Genomic DNA, 15,124 nt, shown 5'->3' on the forward strand with positions numbered 1-15,124 from the left:
CAGCGCGGCCGCTCGCTTCTGGTGGACCCGGCTCGGGCCGGCGGTCTCTCAGCCGGCCTGGAGGTTGTCGGACACCTCGCGGATCAGGTTGCTCAGTGCCTCGTCGGCCAGCTGGTCCGGGTCCGGCTCGCCGGGTCCCTCATCCAGGTCGAGCTGGATCCGAGCGCCCCCGGAATCCGCCGGCTCGACCCGGATCTCGGCGGACCAGTCGTCGCGGCCGTCGCCCCAGCGGGCCCGCAGTTCCTCGCCATCGATCTCGGCCGCGGGGCTGCCGTCGCCCCGTAGCGGTTCCGGCAGCCATGCTGAGGCGCGATCGGGATCGGTGGCCGTGTTGAAGACCACCTCGGGCGGCGCGGACATGCCGCGTACGGCACGGGCCGGCATCAGACGTCCCGCAGGCGGCTCGGGTCGACCTCCCGGCCCGGGTGACGGGCGAGGTATTCGGTCTCCAGCTCTGCCGTGCGTCGTAGGTGATTGGCCAGCGCCGAGTCGGCCGCGTGCCGGAGGGTGTCCAGCCGGGTGCGGTGCAGGCTGTGCACCTCGCGGATCAGATCCTCGTCGGTTAGCTCCGTCGGATCGACACCGAGATGGTCGCCGGCGGGATCCTGGCCGGCGTCCGCCGGGTCGGCGAGAGCGTCACCGCCCCACTCGGGCACCCGCTGCTCCGGGCTCATGTCCGTGCTGCCGTTGGACGCAAAGCCGTCCTCGCGTACCGATTCGGTCATCATCGCCCCCCTGGGATCGTTTGGGCTGGCGTCTAGACGGATGCCCACACCGGGTGACGCCAAACCATCCCAGCCGTGCGACAACTACGACAGGGTGTCGGAGACCCGCGCCGGCCCCGGTACCCTCGACGCCATGAGGAGGCTCTGGACCCCGGCGTGGATCGCGCGCCACGTGGCCATGGTCGTGCTGGTCGTGGGCTTCCTCGGGATGGGCTGGTGGCAGATCAGCCGGGCCACCGCCGGCAACAGCCTGAGCTGGGGGTACGCGGTCGAGTGGCCGATCTTCGCCGGCTTCGTGGTCTACGTCTGGTGGCGCGAGGTGCGGCTGGCCCGCCGGAGCGCGATGGAGGTCGACGCGCCGCCGGTCGACCTGGCGGCCGAGCCGACGCCGGCCGCCACCGCCGGGTCCAGACCGGCGGTACGCCGACCGGTACGGGTGCCCCGGCTCCAGAGCACCGGCGAGGCCGTCGAGGACACCGACCTGGCCGCCTACAACCACTACCTGTCATGGTTGAACGCCAATCCCGGCGCTCGGCCCGGTGACTATCCCGGCTGAGCCGGGCTCGGAAGGACGGACGACTGTGGGCGCAGCCCTTACCCGGTACCGCGTGATCGCCTGGATCGTGGGCGTGGTGCTGATCCTGCTGGTCGTGGTCGGCATGCCGCTGAAATATGTGTTCGACAACCCGGTCGTGGTGGAGACGGTGGGGCCGGCGCACGGCTTCCTCTACATGATCTACCTGGCGGCCGCGTTCGACCTGAGCCGCCGGGCCGACTGGCCGCTGAAGCGGATGCTCCTGGTGATGCTGGCCGGCACCGTTCCGTTCGTCTCGTTCTTCGCCGAGCGCAGGGTCACCGGTTGGCTGGCCCGCCCCGCGGCCCGTACGCCGGAGCCGGTCGCCAGCTGAGCCACCGACCACCGGGGGCGACCCCGGGGGCTGGTCGGCTCAGCGGTTGGGCCGCCACGGATCGGCTGCGGCGACCGGGTCGACCCAGCCGCCGTACCGGTTCACCTCCCGGGCTCGCAGGAGTGCCCGGGTGACCTGACCGAACTGCCGTTCGTCGTCGGCGCTGAACAGCAGCACCTCTGCCCCTCGGTGCCAGCCCCACAGCTCGTAGGGCGGTGGCCGCCAGCGGTCGCCGACCAGGGCCAGCGCCGCCGGCAGCAGAAACACCGCCCCGAGGATGAGGTACGCCTCGGCGGTCAGCCGGTGCAGGCCACCGGTGAAGCCGAGCAGGAGCCCGACACCGGCGATCATGCTGGCGGTGATCGCGACGGCCCGGACGGCGATCCGGTCGTGAGGACCCCGGGTGGTGCGCAGGTGGGTCAGGTCGGCGACCAGGTAGCTGGTCCGGCCCACGGTGAACCGGTCGACCGTCACGATGATGCCGGGCCGCGCGTACAGCAGGGTCGACCGGGCGCCAGGTACCGCTCGCGGCGGTCGTGTCGCTGCGCCTTTCCGGTTCACGGTTCCTCCCGTGGGGCGGTTCCCCCGGGCTGGCCTGCCGGCGAAGCATCGCTGCCTGTCGACGGGATTCCCGGCTGCGGCTCTCATTGTGTTGCGGCACGGCCAGCCCACCGGGCCATTTACGGCCTCCCGACAGCTCGCGCGCCAGGGAGACATGGCCGAGAAACAGCATCTATTTCAGGTTTTATCGGTTATGGCGCACTGGTATCCGGGGGCATATGTCGAGAACGACGAAAGCCCCGTATCGCGTTAAGTGCCACGCAAAGGGGTTGGGCCGACAGGGCTCGCCGCTCGCCTCCTGCCACTCGGGCTCCAGCGGACGCACGACTACTTTCCGTCACTGTGCCAACATTCGACACTGCTTCAACTGCGGATGACAGGCGTCCCGGGTTAGGTTGGGCAGGCCGGTCCGGCCCAGTGTCGTCCGCTCGGACGACCCCGGCCGGTGTCGCCGAGGGCGTCAGCAGCCCGTCGGCGGCCGTGGGAGAGGGGCCTTCCGCTCTTGCCATCCCTGAGAAACCTGCTGCGCACCATGGCGTTGGCCGGCATGTCGGCCGCGCTGATCGCCCCGACGGCGGTGGCCCACGCCGAGCCGTCACCCGCCGACCTGACCCGCCAGATCGAGACGTCCTCAGCCGAGCTCGAGCGGGTCGTCGAGTCGTACAACAAACTCACCGAGGAGATCAGGACCAACAAGGCCGCGGCGGCCCGATTACAGGCCCGCATCGGCCCGCTCGAACAGCAGGTCGAGCAGAGCCGGGCCGACGTCGCCGAGCTGGCCACGACCGCGTACAAGAACGGCGGTCTGCGGACCGCGGACGCGTTCCTGCGCCCCGGCGGCTCGGCCGCGTTGCTGGATCGACTGAGCACGATCGACCAGCTGACCCGCAAGCGGCAGGAGAGCATCTCCGGCTTCACGGCGAACCAACGACGGCTGATCGACGAGAAGAGCCGTCTGGACGCCACGCTCGCCCGGCAGGCCGCGCAGGCCCGCCAGCTCGCGGCCGGCAAGAGGCAGATCGAGAGCGACCTGGCCGAGCTGTACGAGCTGCGCAGGCAGGCGTACGGAGCGGCCACCGAGCGACCCGCGCCGAAGCCGGCGGCGGTCGAGGCCGCGAACGTACCGGCGGTCGCCGGTGACGCCGGCACCGCGGTCCGCTACGCCTTCGGCGCCGTGGGCAAGCCGTACGTCTGGGCGGCGGACGGGCCGAACGGCTACGACTGCTCCGGGCTCACCTCGGCGGCCTGGCGGGCGGCCGGGAGGTCGCTGCCGCACAACGTCCGGATGCAGTGGGGGGTGGTCGCCCACATCGGGCGGAGTGAGCTCCGCCCGGGCGACCTCATCTTCTACAGCGGGCTCGGGCATGTCGCACTCTACGTCGGCGACGGGCAGGTGATCGACGCCCCGAGCGCCGGTCGCAACGTGCTCAAGCGGGGCATGAACATGATGTCCATCCAGGGCTACGGCCGCGTCCGCTAGCCGCCCTCCGACACGGCGAACGGCCGGCGTCCCCCTATCGGACGCCGGCCGTTCGCCGTTATTACTACCAGGTCAGGCGGCCTGCAGACCCTCCGCCCGAGCCAGCTCACGGAGCCGGCCGAGCGCCTGGATCTCCAGCTGCCGGATCCGCTCACGCGAGAGCGAGAACCGGGACGCGACCTCGGTGAGCGAGTGCTCTCGGCCGTCCTCCAGACCGTAGCGGGCCCGCATGATGCCGGCCGAGCGGTCGTCGAGGTGGTTCAGCAGCCCCTCGATGCGCTGCCGCTCCAACCCCGTGAGGACGATGTCCTCCGGCGACGGGGCGTCACTGTCGGCGACCAGGTCGCCGAGCTTGGTGTCGCCGTCGTCGCCGACCGGCGTGTCCAGCGACACCGTGTCCTGCGACCAGCGGACCAACTCGTTGACCCGCTCGACGGTGACGCCGAGCGACGCCGCGATCTGCTCCGGCTCGGGGTCGCCACCCAGCTCGCGGGTGAGCTGCCGGGCCACGTTGCGCATCCGGTTGACGTCCTCCACCAGGTGCACCGGCAGTCGGACGGTGCGCTCCTGCTGGGCGATCGCCCGGCTGATGGCCTGGCGGATCCACCAGGTCGCGTAGGTCGAGAACTTGTAGCCGCGTTCGTAGTCGAACTTCTCGACCGCACGGACGAGACCGGTGTTGCCCTCCTGGATCAGATCCAGCATGGGCATGCCCGAGCGAACGTACCGGCGGGCGATCGACACGACCAGTCGCAGGTTGGCGCGGATGAACAGGTCCTTCGCGCGCCCACCCTCGACGACCAGCCGATCCAGGTCGGCCCGGTCGGCACCGGCGGGGACGCGGTCCTCGTCGAGCAGGTGCTCGGCATAGAGGCCGGCCTCGATCGCCTTGGAGAGTTCGACCTCCTTGGCGGCGTCCAGCAGTGGCGTCCGGGAGATCTCGTGCAGGTAGACGCCGACCAGATCGCGCTCCTCAGCCACCTGGTCGGTGCGCATGCCGATTGTCTTGTCCACGTTGCCCACGATCCCCTCGCTCGCGCCGGTTGCCCGGTTCCTTGCCGTCCCCACGTCCGTCAGCCATCCCCGGTAACTTCCGCTGTGCCCACCGGTGCTGACACCTACACAACAGATGAGACGTGTCGGGGATTCCATGTCCTGAGTCGAAAGTGTCACGAATGCCTGAGTAGTAGCTGAGAGCACGGTCCACGTTTGCTGTCAGCACCCCGTCGGGTGGCTCGCCGCTGGGCACCTCGTACGGGTTGACGGGTCGACGAGTCGCCGAAGCCCGCAACTATGGCAACACCGCCCGCCGCGGAGGCACAGCGACCCGGGTCACCACCGTGCTGCGATCCTGGTCACTGCCAGATACGCACCGCTGGACCGGTCGGTTCATCCACGGAGGTGTTATTACCCCCCGGCCCGTTGAACAATCCGGAGCGTCATCCGCTTCCCACCGGGGCGGACGCCCACGGGCTAGGAGGCGAGCAGGGCCAGAGCGCCGCGTACCTGGTCGGCGGAACGCGCCAGCGCGGCCCGCGCGGCGGCGACCTCGGCGCCGGACACCAGCGAGACCAGTGCCGTCTTCAGATCGCCGTCGGCCTCGTTGAGGGCCCGCCGGGAGATCTCCTCGGAGCAACCGGTGGCCTCGACCAGAATCGAGATCATCCGGCCGCGGAGTTTCGCGTTGGTGGCCACCATGTCGATCATGAGGTTCGAGTAGACCCGACCCAGGCGCACCATGACGGCGGTGGAGAACGTGTTGAGCACCAACTTCTGTGCGGTGCCCGCCTTCATCCGGGTCGAGCCGGCGACCACCTCGGGTCCGGTGTCCACCCCGATGAACACGTCGACCGACCGGGCAGCCATGGCCTCCGGATTGGCGCAGAGCAGCACCGTCGAGGCGCCCTTGGCGCGGGACGCGGCGAGCGCCCCGAGGACGTACGGGGTGCGTCCGCTGGCGGCCAGACCGACCACCAGGTCCCCCGTGCGCACACAACCGGACGCCTCGACCGCGCCGCCCCGCTCGTCGTCCTCGGCGTCCTCCACGGCCCGCCACATCGCGTCCGGGCCACCGGCGAGGTGGGCGCAGAACCAGTGCCGGGGCGAATTGAAGGTGGGGGCGAGCTCCGCAGCGTCGAGCACGCCCAGTCGCCCGGAGGTGCCGGCCCCGAAGTAGTGCACCCGATGGCCTCCGCGCAGTGCCGCGACCGCCAGATCGACTGTGGCCGCTATCTCGTCGAGCACCGCGGCGACCGCAGCCGGTACCCGCCGGTCGGCCTCGTTGATCACGGTGAGTACGTCCCGGGTCGACATGAGGTCGAGGTCGACGCTGAGCGGGTTGCGCCCCTCGGTGGGGGCGCCCACGCGGACGGTCGCGCGGGCGGGCGGGGCTGGCGCGTCCTCGTCCGGCTCCACCGCGCCGGCCATCATCCCCGCCTCCGGTTGGCACCCACCCTGTGCGACTGGACCGCCTCCGCCGTCGCCTCGAGGGCCTTGCGCGCCCGCGCCCGGTTGCGGGCGGCCACGCCGACGAAGAGACAGTCGACCACGGTGAGCTGAGCCAACCGGCTGGCCGTCGCGCCGGATCGGTAGGTGGTCTCACGGGCGGCGGTGGTCAGCACGAAGTCGGCCACGTCGGTGATCGGCGAGCGCGGAAAGTTGGTGAGCGCCACGGTCGCGGCGCCTCGCGTCCGGGCCTGCTCCAGCACCTCGATCACGTCGGAGGTGGTGCCGGTGTGCGAGATGCCGATCGCCACGTCGCCGCGGCCGAGCAGGGCTGCCGAGGTCAGTGCGGTGTGCACGTCGGGAAAGTAGAAGGCGATCCGGCCGATGCGGTGCAGCTTCTGCTGGAAGTCGGAGGCGACGAACCCGCTGGCGCCGGCCCCGTAGATGTCGATCCGACCGGCGCCACTGATCGCCTCGACCACCTGCTCACAGACGGCCGGGTCGAGCTGCTCGGCAGTCTCCTCCACGGCGCGGGCGTCGTTGAACGCGATGGTGGCGATGATCTGGGCGAGGTCGGCGCCGGGCGGGATGTCACCGCCGACCACCCGGGCGTCCGGTGGCTCGATCCGGCGGGCGGCCTCGGCGGCCAGCCGGATGCGCAGTTGCGGATAGCCGTCCATACCGACCGACCGGCAGAACCGGATGACCGTCGCCTCGGATGTCTCGGCTGCGGTGGCGAGGTCGGTGATGGTCCGCCGGGCGGCGGCGGCCGGGTCGGACACGACCAGGCGCGCCACCCGCTGCTCGGCAGGCGACAGCGAGGGCAGCAGGCCACTGATGTGGACGATCAGTCCACCGGGCTCGTGACTCGCGGAAATCTTCGGACTATTCGCCACGGATGAAACTTACTTTCACGAGGCGTGAGCGTCAACCATGACTGGCCCACGTGGGAAAAAGTGCCGTCTACCGGGTTCACCCGTCCTGCACAGCGTGCCACGCCCCCAGGAGCGCCGCCTCATCCGCCGGGTCGAGTCCCCCCTGCCGGACGGCGGCCGGCTGCGCTGCCATCCAGGCCGCGGTCGCCCGAACGGTGTCGGCCAACGGACGGACCGCCAAGCCGGCGTCGCGCGCTGGTCGGGCATCGCGGTCCATCAGGCCGCCGCCCTCGGGCAACCGCACCCAGAGCGGCAGCGCCCGCGTTCCCGACCACTCGCGTACGTCCCGGTCGAGCAGGAAACCCTGGTCGACCCAGGTGAGAACGGGATCGCTGACGCCCAGCCCGGCGGCCACCCCGGCGAGCAGGTCGGCCCGGGACATCGCCGGGCCGGTGCCGTCGTACGTGCCGGTGAGGTCGGTGCCCGCGGCGTGCAGCAGCCAGGCCGCCAGATCCGCGACGTCCACGAACTGCACGCGGTCGGTGGGGCGCCCGGGCGCGAGGACCTCCCCGCCGGCCGACAGCCGCCGCACCCAGTACGGAAAGCGGTCGCTCGGGTCCTCCGCCCCCACGATCAGCCCGGCCCGGCAGACAAAGGAGCGGCCTTCCCCCATCCGCTCCCGGACCGCCCGCTCGATGCTCACCTTGCACTCGCCGTACCAGCGATGATCCGGGCCGACGGGTCCGTCCACGTCCTGCGGTGCGGGTGGCAGGACCGCTGCGTCCGTGGCGGTCTGGCCCGGGGTCGTGTTGTCGGCGTACACCGAGATTGTCGACACGAACGACCAGTGGCCAACATGGTCGGCCAGCGCGGCGAGTGCGTGGCGGGCATGGCTGACCCTGCTGGTCACATCCACCAGCGCGTCGAAGCCCTCGCCGGCCAGCGGCGCCAGGCCGTCCGGGTCGTCCCGGTCGACTGGCACGAACCGGACACCGGCCGGCGCGACGCCGGAGACTCCACGGGCGGCGCAGGTCACGTCGTGCCCCTGGGCGACGGCGTGCCGGGCCAGCGCCCGGCCGAGGAACCGGGTGCCACCGAGGATGAGAATTCGCATCCGCTGATGCTGCGCCGCCAGCGGACGGTTCACCAACCCGCTCTGCTCTGGGCAGACCGCTCCTACCCCGCGCTGGCCTGGGACACCAGCGGCCCGGCGACACCGGAACCGGGCCGGTCCCCCGCCGACGCTTCGGCCGGCTCGGACGAGGACGGGTCGGGACGCAGGTCGGCCGACGGGTCGGGAGACAGGTCGGCCGACGGGGGCGGTGTGACCGACGGACGGGCGGAGTCGGCACGGGGGGCCGGCGGCAGCCAGGTCGCGAGGTGCGCCTGGATCTGCTCGGTCACCTCCTCGGCCGGGCGGCCCGCGTCGACCAGCACGAAGGTCGGGTACTCGGGCAGCGCGCGGTAGGCGGTGTCGGCCGCGGTCAGCCAGCCCATCGTCTCGTGGTCGGTGCCGCGCTGCTCGATCCGCCGGTACGCCTCGGCGGGGTCGACCGCCAGCAGGAAGGTCACCTGCGGTGTCGGGAAACACCGGTAGCCGGCCCGGGCCAGCCGCTCCCAGCGGTTCCCCCCGTGCGCCCGGATGCTGGCGTACTGGCAGGCCGAGTAGCGGTCCATCACCGCCGTCCGGCCGGTGAGCACGCAGCTCAGCAGGGCGACGGCGATGGCGAGCCAGCGCAGGACGGATTCCACCGCCAGCACGCCGTCGCGCCCGACGAGTCGCTGGGCGTCGGGACGGCCGAACCGGTGCGCGAGCCGGCCGAGCCAGCGGCGTCCGCTCGCGTTGCGGCGGTACGCGGCCGGCCGGCCAGCGGCGCTCAACGCGTCGGCCAACCGGTGCGCCTGGGTGGTCTTGCCCGAACCGTCGATGCCGATCAGGGCGACGGTGCGCAACCGGGCCCTGCCACGTCGCATTCCCGATGATCTGGCCACCCTCGACAGGTTATCCGACGGGCGCTTCGCCGCCGCGTCGTTTGCGTGCTTGATCCCGGTTGGCACCTACCCGCGACCAGACCAGGTGTGGGCGACCGGAATGCCGGGTACGGACGTTCGTATCCAACCGCCTGTGAACGACGGGAGACCCAGATGGCTGAGCGCGGAGACGAGAGTCTGGTGCACACCCTCAAGAAGGTCGCCGCCGTGCTCAAGCAGTCCGAGATCCCGTTCGCTCTCGGCGGCAGCTTCGCCGTCTACGCCCACGGCGGCCACTCCAGCGACCACGACGTCGACTTCCTGATCCGCGAGGCCGACGTCGAGCGGTCGTTGGAGGCCCTGGTGGCCGCCGGATTCGTCGCCGAGCGTCCACCGGAGGACTGGCTCGTGAAGGTCTTCGACGACGGGCGGATGGTGGACCTGATCCACCGGCCGATCGAGACGCCGGTGACCGAGGAGACGTTCGCCGACACGGTCGTCCGGCCGGTCGACGCGATCCAGATGCCGGTCCTGTCGGCCAGCCAACTGATGGTGCACAAGCTGCTCAGCTTCTCCCAGCACTACTGCGACTTCGCCCGCGGTCTGCCGCTGGCCCGCTCGCTGCGGGAGCAGATCGACTGGGAACGGGTACGCAAGGAGACGCAGCACTCGCCGTACGCGGAGGCGTTCCTGGTGCTGCTGGACCGGCTGGAGGTGGTGCCGGACGCCGGCACCCAGGCAGGAGGGGGGACACCGTGACCCATCATCGCGACAGCGGCGCCGGGCCACCGGACGAGTACGTCGAGGCGGAGATCCACCGGCTGCTCGCCGAGGACCCCGCCGTCGCCGAACAGGGGATCACCGTGGTCCGGCGGGAACGCGCCCTCGTGCTCTACGGCGAGGTGGAGAGCCCGCACCGGCGTGACGAGATCCTGCGCCGGGTGTCCGAACGCTTTCCGGACGTGCGGATCACCAGCGACATCGGGGTGATCCGCGTCCAGGCGCCCACGGAGATCGAGCAACTGCCCTGAGGGAGGTTTCATGGTGATCCGGATCGCCGCCGTGGGCGACGTGCATCTGGACAAGGACGTGGTCGGCCGGTTCCGGCCGGCACTGGACGAGCTGCCCGAGTGCGCCGACGTGCTGCTGCTGGCCGGGGACCTGACCCGGCACGGCACCGAGGCCGAGGCGCGCTGCGTGGCGCAGGAGTTCGGCGGGTTGGCCGTGCCGGTGGTGACGGTGCTGGGCAACCACGACCACCAGTGCGACCAGGTGCCGCAGGTGGTCACGGTGCTCGAGGACGCGGGCATCACGGTGCTGGAGGGCGACGGTGTGGTGTTGGACTGCGCCGGTGGCCGGCTCGGCGTCGCCGGCGTGAAGGGCTTCGGCGGCGGGTTCGCCGGGCGGTGCGCGAGCGACTTCGGCGAGCCGGAGATGAAGGCGTTCGTCCGCACCACCAACGAGAGCGCGGAACGGCTCGGTACCGCGCTGCGCTCGCTCGACTGCGACATGCTCGTCGCGCTCACCCACTACTCGCCCGTGCCGGACACGCTGGCCGGCGAACCACTGGAGATCTACCCGTTCCTCGGCTCGTACCAGTTGGGGCAGGCGATCGACTCCGCCCCCACCGCGCTGGCCCTGCACGGTCACGCGCACGCCGGCACCGAGCGCGGCACCACCCCCGGCGGGGTACGCGTCCGCAACGTCGCGCACCCGGTGATCAAGCAGGCGTACAGCGTCTTCCACGTCGGCGATCAACTCGACACAGACCAGGTTTCCCCGAACAACGGGTCGGGTATTTTGAGGTCATGGAGCTGATTCTCTGGATTATCGCAGTCGTACTCGTGGTCGCCGGCATCCTCGCGCTGTTCCGCCGGCAGATCCTGTGGGGCATCGTCCTCATCGTCGTCGGGCTGGCAGTCGGCCCGGGCGGCTACAGCATCTTCAACAATTGACGTTCGGATTCGGTAACACCGTGACCCGCCGGGGTCGCCGCAGCCGGAGCTCCGTCCTCCCGACAGGAGCATCGGCAGCAGCGACCCCGGCGCCTTGCTGTCCGGAGGTTTGACCCACCGACCTCACGGACATATCTCGACCATGGAGATATCGCAGAGGACGCGTACCCGCTCCGGCGGGCGTTCCTGGTGGGCTCTCGCCGGCTTCGCCGCGGCGGTCTTCGTGGCGGCCGCCGTTGGCGCGCTGGGGGTGCAGGGCACCACCGAGGAGTACGCGAACCTGCGGCAGCCCGGCTGGGCGCCGCCCTCGTGGCTGTTCGGCCCGGTCTGGACGCTGCTCTACGCGTTGATCGCGGTGGCCGGCTGGCTGGTCTGGCGCCGGGTCGGCTTCTCCGCGCCGCTCTGGGCATGGAGCGCCCAACTGGTGCTCAACGCGATCTGGACCCCGCTGTTCTTCGGCGCGGGGCGCTACGGGCTGGCGTTCGCCGAGATCGTGGCCATGTGGCTGGCGATCGGGCTCACGGTGGTGCTGTTCGCCCGGGTCCGGAGGGTCGCGGCGGCGCTGCTGCTGCCCTACTGGGCCTGGGTCACCTTCGCCGCGGCGCTGAACCTGTCGATCTGGCGGCTGAACGCCTGACCGACCGGCCCCCGGTTGAACGCCTGACCGACCGGTCCCCGGCGACGCCGCCCGCCGGGGACCGGTCGGCCGTTGCGCCTCAGCAGCGGGGCACGTTCGGGATGTAGCCGTCGTAGCCGGTGTACACGTACGCGTCGGCGATGTAGCGGCCACTGCCGATCCGATCCCAGATGTTGCTGGTGCCGTAGGTGCCGGTGACCGTGGTGCCGGTGGTCTGGCAGGCGATGGTCACCCGGGCGCCGTCGGCGACGGTGCCCACCGAGGCATACCCGGTGCCGGGGCCGGATCGGACGGTCAGCGCGGTGCCGCTGGTGTCGACCGTGCCGTTGCCGGAGCCCGAGCTGCAACCGTTGTCGCTGGTGTAGGTCCGGGTCCCCCAGTACAGGGCGAGGGTGCCGTTGAACCGGACCTGGACGTCCGCGCCGTTGAGGCGCTGCTCGTAGTGCAGGTGCGGACCCGTCGAGCCGCCGGTGCTGCCGACCCAGCCGAGCACCTTGCCGTAGGCGACCGTCTGCCCGACCGAGACGTTGAAACCGTTGAGGTGGGCGTAGTAGGTGTTGTAACCGCCGCCATGGTTGATCCGGACGTACTTGCCGTAGCTGGTCCCGCCGAGGTCGGTCACCCGGTCGACGGTGCCGGGCGCGCTGGCCACCACCGGGTCGCCGAGGTCGTCGGTGCGGTTGAAGTCGACGGCGTACGCCGGGCTGTGGTCCGACCGGGTCTGCCCCGACCAGGACTGACCGCAGGGGAACGGCACCTTGAAGGTCGGCGCGGCCAGTGCCGGGCTCGCCGGCACCAGGACTCCCCCGACGAGCAGGCCCGTCACCAGCAGGCTGATCCACCGCTTACGCATGCATCTCCTCCTATGTTTAAAACCTTCGATGCGATGCGACCAGCCTGACAGATATCGTCATTCTTCGAAAGAGTCGAAGATCCAACGCGGGAGCGCGCCCACGAGGCGACCCGGAGGTTTCTGGATTGTTACTCGCTCGTGTCTGACAGGGGGTGGACCGGATCCGATGCAAGCGCTTACATGTGAGCACGCCCATCGGGACCGGCGCCGGGCCATCGAGCACGACCGCGCCGGCTAGAAAGGAGGACGGCATGGCGGTCTTCACCAGACCACGCCAGGCCTTCGTGATCGCCGGCGTACTCGGGCTGGCGCTCAGCGCCACCGCCTGTGGTACCGGCGATGACAAGAAGAGCAGCAACGCGGACTCCCCGGAGTGCGCCGCATACGAGAAGTACCAGGGCAACGACGGCAAGAAGGTCTCCATCTACGCGTCCATCCGTGACGCCGAGGCCGACCTGCTGGAGCGGTCCTGGAAGCCGTTCGAGGACTGCACCGGCATCAAGATCGACTACGAGGGCAGCGGCGAGTTCGAGGCGCAGCTCCCCGTCCGGGTCGACGGCGGCAACGCCCCCGACATCGCCTTCGTGCCCCAGCCGGGCCTGGTGAAGCGATTCGCGGACGCCGGCAAGCTGAAGGCCCTCGGTGCCGACACCAAGGCCCTCGCCGAGCAGAACATGCCGGCCGACTGGCTGAAGTACGCCACGGTCAACGGAACGCTCTACGGTGTGCCGCTCGGCGCGAACGTCAAGTCGTTCGTCTGGTACTCGCCGAAGACGTTCAAGGAGAAGGGCTGGGAGGTCCCGACCACCTGGGACCAGCTCATCGCCCTGAGTGACAAGATCGCCGCCAGCGGCACGAAGCCGTGGTGCGCGGGCGTCGAGTCCGGTGACGCCACCGGCTGGCCGGCGACCGACTGGATCGAAGACCTGATGCTGCGTACGCAGACCCCCGAGGTCTACGACCAGTGGACGACCCACGCCATCCCGTTCAACGACCCGCGGGTCGCCGAGGCGGTCGACCGCGCCGGCACCATCCTCAAGAACGAGAAGTACCTCAACGGCGGGTTCGGCGGCGTCAAGAGCATCACCACCACCTCCTTCCAGGAGGCGGGCGTGCCCGTCACCACCGGCAAGTGCGCCATGCACCGGCAGGCGTCCTTCTACGCCAACCAGTTCCCCGCGGGAACCAAGGTGGCCGAGGACGGTGACGCGTTCGCGTTCTACTTCCCGGCCATCGACCCTGCCAAGGGCAAGCCGGTGCTGGGCGCGGGCGAGTTCGTCGTCGGCTTCGCCGACCGCCCGGAGGTGCAGGCGGTGCAGACCTACCTCACCTCTGCCGAGTACGTGAACAGCCGCGCCAAGCTGGGCAACTGGGTCACGGCGAACAACAAGCTCGACATCGCCAACGTCGCCAGCCCGATCGACAAGCTCTCCGTCCAGATCCTGCAGGACAAGAGCGGCGTCTTCCGCTTCGACGGATCCGACCTGATGCCGGCTGCCGTCGGCGCGGGGACGTTCTGGAAGGGCATGGTCGACTGGTTGAACGGCAAGGCAACCGCCCCGGTGCTCCAGGGCATCGAAAGCAGCTGGCCTAAGTGATCCCGGCGGTGGCCCGGCCCGCTCTCGCGGGCCGGGCCACCGGCCGAGTAGACCCGGAAGGGAGGGTTGATGGAGTTCGACTTCGCCGCTGAGCAGCCGAAGCTCCTCATGCTGATGTACGGGCTGATCGCCTTCGTCGTGGTGGTGGGCGGTCTGCTCCTGCTGCTCGACGTCGTGCCGGCCTGGTTCGCCCGGCGGAGGGAGGCGCAGCTCGTCGCCGCGTCCCTGAGCGGTGCTCCACTGACCCGCCGGCCCAAGCAACGGGAGGGCCTCTTCGCGCTCTTCTTCCTGCTGCCGACGCTGCTGCTGCTCATCGTCGGCCTGGTCGTGCCGGCCATCCGCACCACGCTGCTCTCCCTGATGGACGGGGGCAGCACCAACTGGGTGGGTCTGCGCAACTACGGCTGGATGTTCTCCGACGACTCGATCGTCCGCGTCCTGATCAACACCCTGGTCTGGGTGCTCCTGGTCCCGCTGGTGGCGACCGCGTTCGGCCTGCTCTACGCCGTGCTGGTGGACAGGGTCCGATTCGAGGCGGTGGCCAAGTCGCTGATCTTCCTGCCGATGGCGATCTCCTTCGTCGGCGCCAGCATCATCTGGAAGTTCGTCTACGCCTACCGCGGCGAGGGCGACCAGATCGGCCTGCTCAACCAGATCGTGGTCAGCCTCGGTGGCGAGCCCAAGCAGTGGCTGCTGGAGTCACCGCTGAACACGCTGCTGCTGATCGTCATCCTGGTCTGGATCCAGGCCGGGTTCGCCATGGTGGTGCTCTCCGCCGCGATCAAGTCGATCCCCGGTGACATCGTGGAGGCCGCCCGGCTCGACGGGGTCAGCCCGTGGCAGATGTTCTGGCGGATCACCATGCCGAGCATCCGGCCGGCGCTGATCGTGGTGGTGGTGACCCTCTCCATCGGCACGCTCAAGGTGTTCGACATCGTCCGCACCGCGACCAACGGCAACTACGACACCAGCGTGATCGCCAGCGAGATGTACAACCAGGCGTTCCGCTACGGCCAGAACGGGCAGGGCTCCGCGCTCGCGGTCTTCCTCTTCATCCTGGTCATCCCGATCGTGATCTACCAGGTCCGCAACCTCCGTCAACAGCGGGAGGGCTGA

Annotated in this window: 19 protein-coding genes; 10 read left to right on the forward strand and 9 right to left on the reverse strand. The window is 70.4% G+C overall.

Annotated elements, in window-relative coordinates:
* Positions 1-48: 48 nt before the first annotated feature.
* Positions 49-384: a hypothetical protein gene (locus tag ACLJN9_RS13330; RefSeq protein WP_410811557.1), complete on the reverse strand. Its 336-nt coding sequence runs from the start codon at positions 382-384 to the stop codon at positions 49-51.
* The gene (locus tag ACLJN9_RS13335; RefSeq protein WP_410811558.1) at positions 384-728 is read right to left on the reverse strand and encodes a DUF6158 family protein; all 345 of its coding nucleotides are present in this window, start codon (positions 726-728) and stop codon (positions 384-386) included. Before ACLJN9_RS13335 ends, ACLJN9_RS13330 begins: the two co-directional genes overlap by 1 nt.
* A 130-nt stretch (positions 729-858) precedes the next feature.
* On the opposite strand from ACLJN9_RS13335, the gene ACLJN9_RS13340 reads away from it, so the two are divergent.
* Together ACLJN9_RS13340 and ACLJN9_RS13345 are read left to right on the forward strand one after the other, a co-directional pair.
* Positions 859-1,281, forward strand: coding sequence for a hypothetical protein (locus ACLJN9_RS13340; RefSeq protein ID WP_410811559.1), 423 nt, complete (start codon positions 859-861; stop codon positions 1,279-1,281).
* 25 nt (positions 1,282-1,306) lie between these two features.
* A complete protein-coding gene (locus ACLJN9_RS13345; RefSeq protein WP_410811560.1) occupies positions 1,307-1,633 on the forward strand; it encodes a DUF3817 domain-containing protein in 327 nt (108 codons plus the stop codon).
* Positions 1,634-1,672: 39 nt separating this feature from the next.
* On the opposite strand, the gene ACLJN9_RS13350 is transcribed toward ACLJN9_RS13345, so the two are convergent.
* Entirely contained in the window at positions 1,673-2,194 is a 522-nt protein-coding gene (locus ACLJN9_RS13350; protein ID WP_410811561.1) for a DUF6232 family protein, read from the reverse strand.
* 502 nt (positions 2,195-2,696) lie between these two features.
* Between ACLJN9_RS13350 and ACLJN9_RS13355 the strand changes: the two genes are divergently transcribed.
* Positions 2,697-3,674 carry an NlpC/P60 family protein gene (locus ACLJN9_RS13355; protein ID WP_410811562.1) on the forward strand — a complete coding sequence of 326 codons (978 nt, stop codon included), beginning with the start codon at positions 2,697-2,699 and terminating at the stop codon, positions 3,672-3,674.
* A 72-nt stretch (positions 3,675-3,746) separates the two neighbouring features.
* Here the strand turns inward: ACLJN9_RS13355 and ACLJN9_RS13360 are convergent, their stop codons facing one another.
* The 5 genes from ACLJN9_RS13360 to ACLJN9_RS13380 all read right to left on the reverse strand — a co-directional run bounded on the left by ACLJN9_RS13360 (position 3,747) and on the right by ACLJN9_RS13380 (position 8,968).
* Positions 3,747-4,697, reverse strand: a complete 951-nt coding sequence (locus ACLJN9_RS13360) for an RNA polymerase sigma factor RpoD/SigA (protein WP_410811981.1) — start codon at positions 4,695-4,697, stop codon at positions 3,747-3,749.
* 450 nt (positions 4,698-5,147) lie between these two features.
* Positions 5,148-6,104, reverse strand: a complete 957-nt coding sequence (locus ACLJN9_RS13365; protein WP_410811563.1) for an N-acetylmuramic acid 6-phosphate etherase — start codon at positions 6,102-6,104, stop codon at positions 5,148-5,150.
* A complete protein-coding gene (locus tag ACLJN9_RS13370) occupies positions 6,101-7,015 on the reverse strand; it encodes a MurR/RpiR family transcriptional regulator (protein ID WP_410811564.1) in 915 nt (304 codons plus the stop codon). The genes ACLJN9_RS13365 and ACLJN9_RS13370 overlap by 4 nt, the downstream gene beginning before the upstream one ends.
* Before the next feature lie 76 nt (positions 7,016-7,091).
* Positions 7,092-8,108 carry an NAD-dependent epimerase/dehydratase family protein gene (locus ACLJN9_RS13375; protein WP_410811565.1) on the reverse strand — a complete coding sequence of 339 codons (1,017 nt, stop codon included), beginning with the start codon at positions 8,106-8,108 and terminating at the stop codon, positions 7,092-7,094.
* Positions 8,109-8,170: 62 nt separating this feature from the next.
* The gene (locus tag ACLJN9_RS13380; protein ID WP_410811566.1) at positions 8,171-8,968 is read right to left on the reverse strand and encodes a thymidylate kinase; all 798 of its coding nucleotides are present in this window, start codon (positions 8,966-8,968) and stop codon (positions 8,171-8,173) included.
* Between the two features lie 171 nt (positions 8,969-9,139).
* Here ACLJN9_RS13380 and ACLJN9_RS13385 point away from each other — a divergent pair, with 171 nt between their 5' ends.
* The 5 genes from ACLJN9_RS13385 (at position 9,140) to ACLJN9_RS13405 (ending at position 11,557) form a co-directional block, all read left to right on the forward strand.
* Positions 9,140-9,724: a nucleotidyltransferase family protein gene (locus tag ACLJN9_RS13385; RefSeq protein WP_410811567.1), complete on the forward strand. Its 585-nt coding sequence runs from the start codon at positions 9,140-9,142 to the stop codon at positions 9,722-9,724.
* Positions 9,721-9,996 carry a hypothetical protein gene (locus ACLJN9_RS13390; RefSeq protein ID WP_410811568.1) on the forward strand — a complete coding sequence of 92 codons (276 nt, stop codon included), beginning with the start codon at positions 9,721-9,723 and terminating at the stop codon, positions 9,994-9,996. The genes ACLJN9_RS13385 and ACLJN9_RS13390 overlap by 4 nt, the downstream gene beginning before the upstream one ends.
* A 10-nt stretch (positions 9,997-10,006) precedes the next feature.
* A complete protein-coding gene (locus tag ACLJN9_RS13395; RefSeq protein WP_410811569.1) occupies positions 10,007-10,783 on the forward strand; it encodes a metallophosphoesterase family protein in 777 nt (258 codons plus the stop codon).
* Positions 10,774-10,920, forward strand: a complete 147-nt coding sequence (locus ACLJN9_RS13400; protein ID WP_410811570.1) for a GPGG-motif small membrane protein — start codon at positions 10,774-10,776, stop codon at positions 10,918-10,920. The genes ACLJN9_RS13395 and ACLJN9_RS13400 overlap by 10 nt, the downstream gene beginning before the upstream one ends.
* 142 nt (positions 10,921-11,062) lie before the next feature.
* The gene (locus ACLJN9_RS13405; RefSeq protein WP_410811571.1) at positions 11,063-11,557 is read left to right on the forward strand and encodes a TspO/MBR family protein; all 495 of its coding nucleotides are present in this window, start codon (positions 11,063-11,065) and stop codon (positions 11,555-11,557) included.
* A gap of 79 nt (positions 11,558-11,636) precedes the next feature.
* On the opposite strand, the gene ACLJN9_RS13410 is transcribed toward ACLJN9_RS13405, so the two are convergent.
* Positions 11,637-12,410 (reverse strand): peptidoglycan DD-metalloendopeptidase family protein, encoded by a 774-nt coding sequence (locus tag ACLJN9_RS13410; RefSeq protein ID WP_410811572.1) that lies wholly within the window; start codon positions 12,408-12,410, stop codon positions 11,637-11,639.
* A 251-nt stretch (positions 12,411-12,661) separates the two neighbouring features.
* Between ACLJN9_RS13410 and ACLJN9_RS13415 the strand changes: the two genes are divergently transcribed.
* The gene (locus ACLJN9_RS13415; protein WP_410811573.1) at positions 12,662-14,008 is read left to right on the forward strand and encodes an ABC transporter substrate-binding protein; all 1,347 of its coding nucleotides are present in this window, start codon (positions 12,662-12,664) and stop codon (positions 14,006-14,008) included.
* 69 nt (positions 14,009-14,077) lie between these two features.
* Positions 14,078-15,124 carry a carbohydrate ABC transporter permease gene (locus tag ACLJN9_RS13420; RefSeq protein ID WP_410811574.1) on the forward strand — a complete coding sequence of 349 codons (1,047 nt, stop codon included), beginning with the start codon at positions 14,078-14,080 and terminating at the stop codon, positions 15,122-15,124.

The sequence above is a fragment of the Micromonospora sp. 067-2 genome (assembly GCF_046549295.1).
In the GTDB taxonomy this organism is placed as follows: Bacteria; Actinomycetota; Actinomycetes; order Mycobacteriales; family Micromonosporaceae; genus Micromonospora.

What these genes read in the sequence shown, in the direction of transcription:
- ACLJN9_RS13340 (WP_410811559.1), top strand. Translation starts at nt 859, where the DNA reads ATGAGGAGGCTCTGGACCCCGGCGTGGATCGCGCGCCACGTGGCCATG.
- ACLJN9_RS13420 (WP_410811574.1), top strand. Translation starts at nt 14,078, where the DNA reads ATGGAGTTCGACTTCGCCGCTGAGCAGCCGAAGCTCCTCATGCTGATG.
- ACLJN9_RS13410 (WP_410811572.1), bottom strand. Translation starts at nt 12,410, where the DNA reads ATGCGTAAGCGGTGGATCAGCCTGCTGGTGACGGGCCTGCTCGTCGGG.
- ACLJN9_RS13375 (WP_410811565.1), bottom strand. Translation starts at nt 8,108, where the DNA reads ATGCGAATTCTCATCCTCGGTGGCACCCGGTTCCTCGGCCGGGCGCTG.
- ACLJN9_RS13385 (WP_410811567.1), top strand. Translation starts at nt 9,140, where the DNA reads ATGGCTGAGCGCGGAGACGAGAGTCTGGTGCACACCCTCAAGAAGGTC.
- ACLJN9_RS13405 (WP_410811571.1), top strand. Translation starts at nt 11,063, where the DNA reads ATGGAGATATCGCAGAGGACGCGTACCCGCTCCGGCGGGCGTTCCTGG.
- ACLJN9_RS13335 (WP_410811558.1), bottom strand. Translation starts at nt 728, where the DNA reads ATGATGACCGAATCGGTACGCGAGGACGGCTTTGCGTCCAACGGCAGC.
- ACLJN9_RS13380 (WP_410811566.1), bottom strand. Translation starts at nt 8,968, where the DNA reads ATGCGACGTGGCAGGGCCCGGTTGCGCACCGTCGCCCTGATCGGCATC.
- ACLJN9_RS13395 (WP_410811569.1), top strand. Translation starts at nt 10,007, where the DNA reads ATGGTGATCCGGATCGCCGCCGTGGGCGACGTGCATCTGGACAAGGAC.
- ACLJN9_RS13330 (WP_410811557.1), bottom strand. Translation starts at nt 384, where the DNA reads ATGCCGGCCCGTGCCGTACGCGGCATGTCCGCGCCGCCCGAGGTGGTC.
- ACLJN9_RS13415 (WP_410811573.1), top strand. Translation starts at nt 12,662, where the DNA reads ATGGCGGTCTTCACCAGACCACGCCAGGCCTTCGTGATCGCCGGCGTA.
- ACLJN9_RS13400 (WP_410811570.1), top strand. Translation starts at nt 10,774, where the DNA reads ATGGAGCTGATTCTCTGGATTATCGCAGTCGTACTCGTGGTCGCCGGC.
- ACLJN9_RS13365 (WP_410811563.1), bottom strand. Translation starts at nt 6,104, where the DNA reads ATGATGGCCGGCGCGGTGGAGCCGGACGAGGACGCGCCAGCCCCGCCC.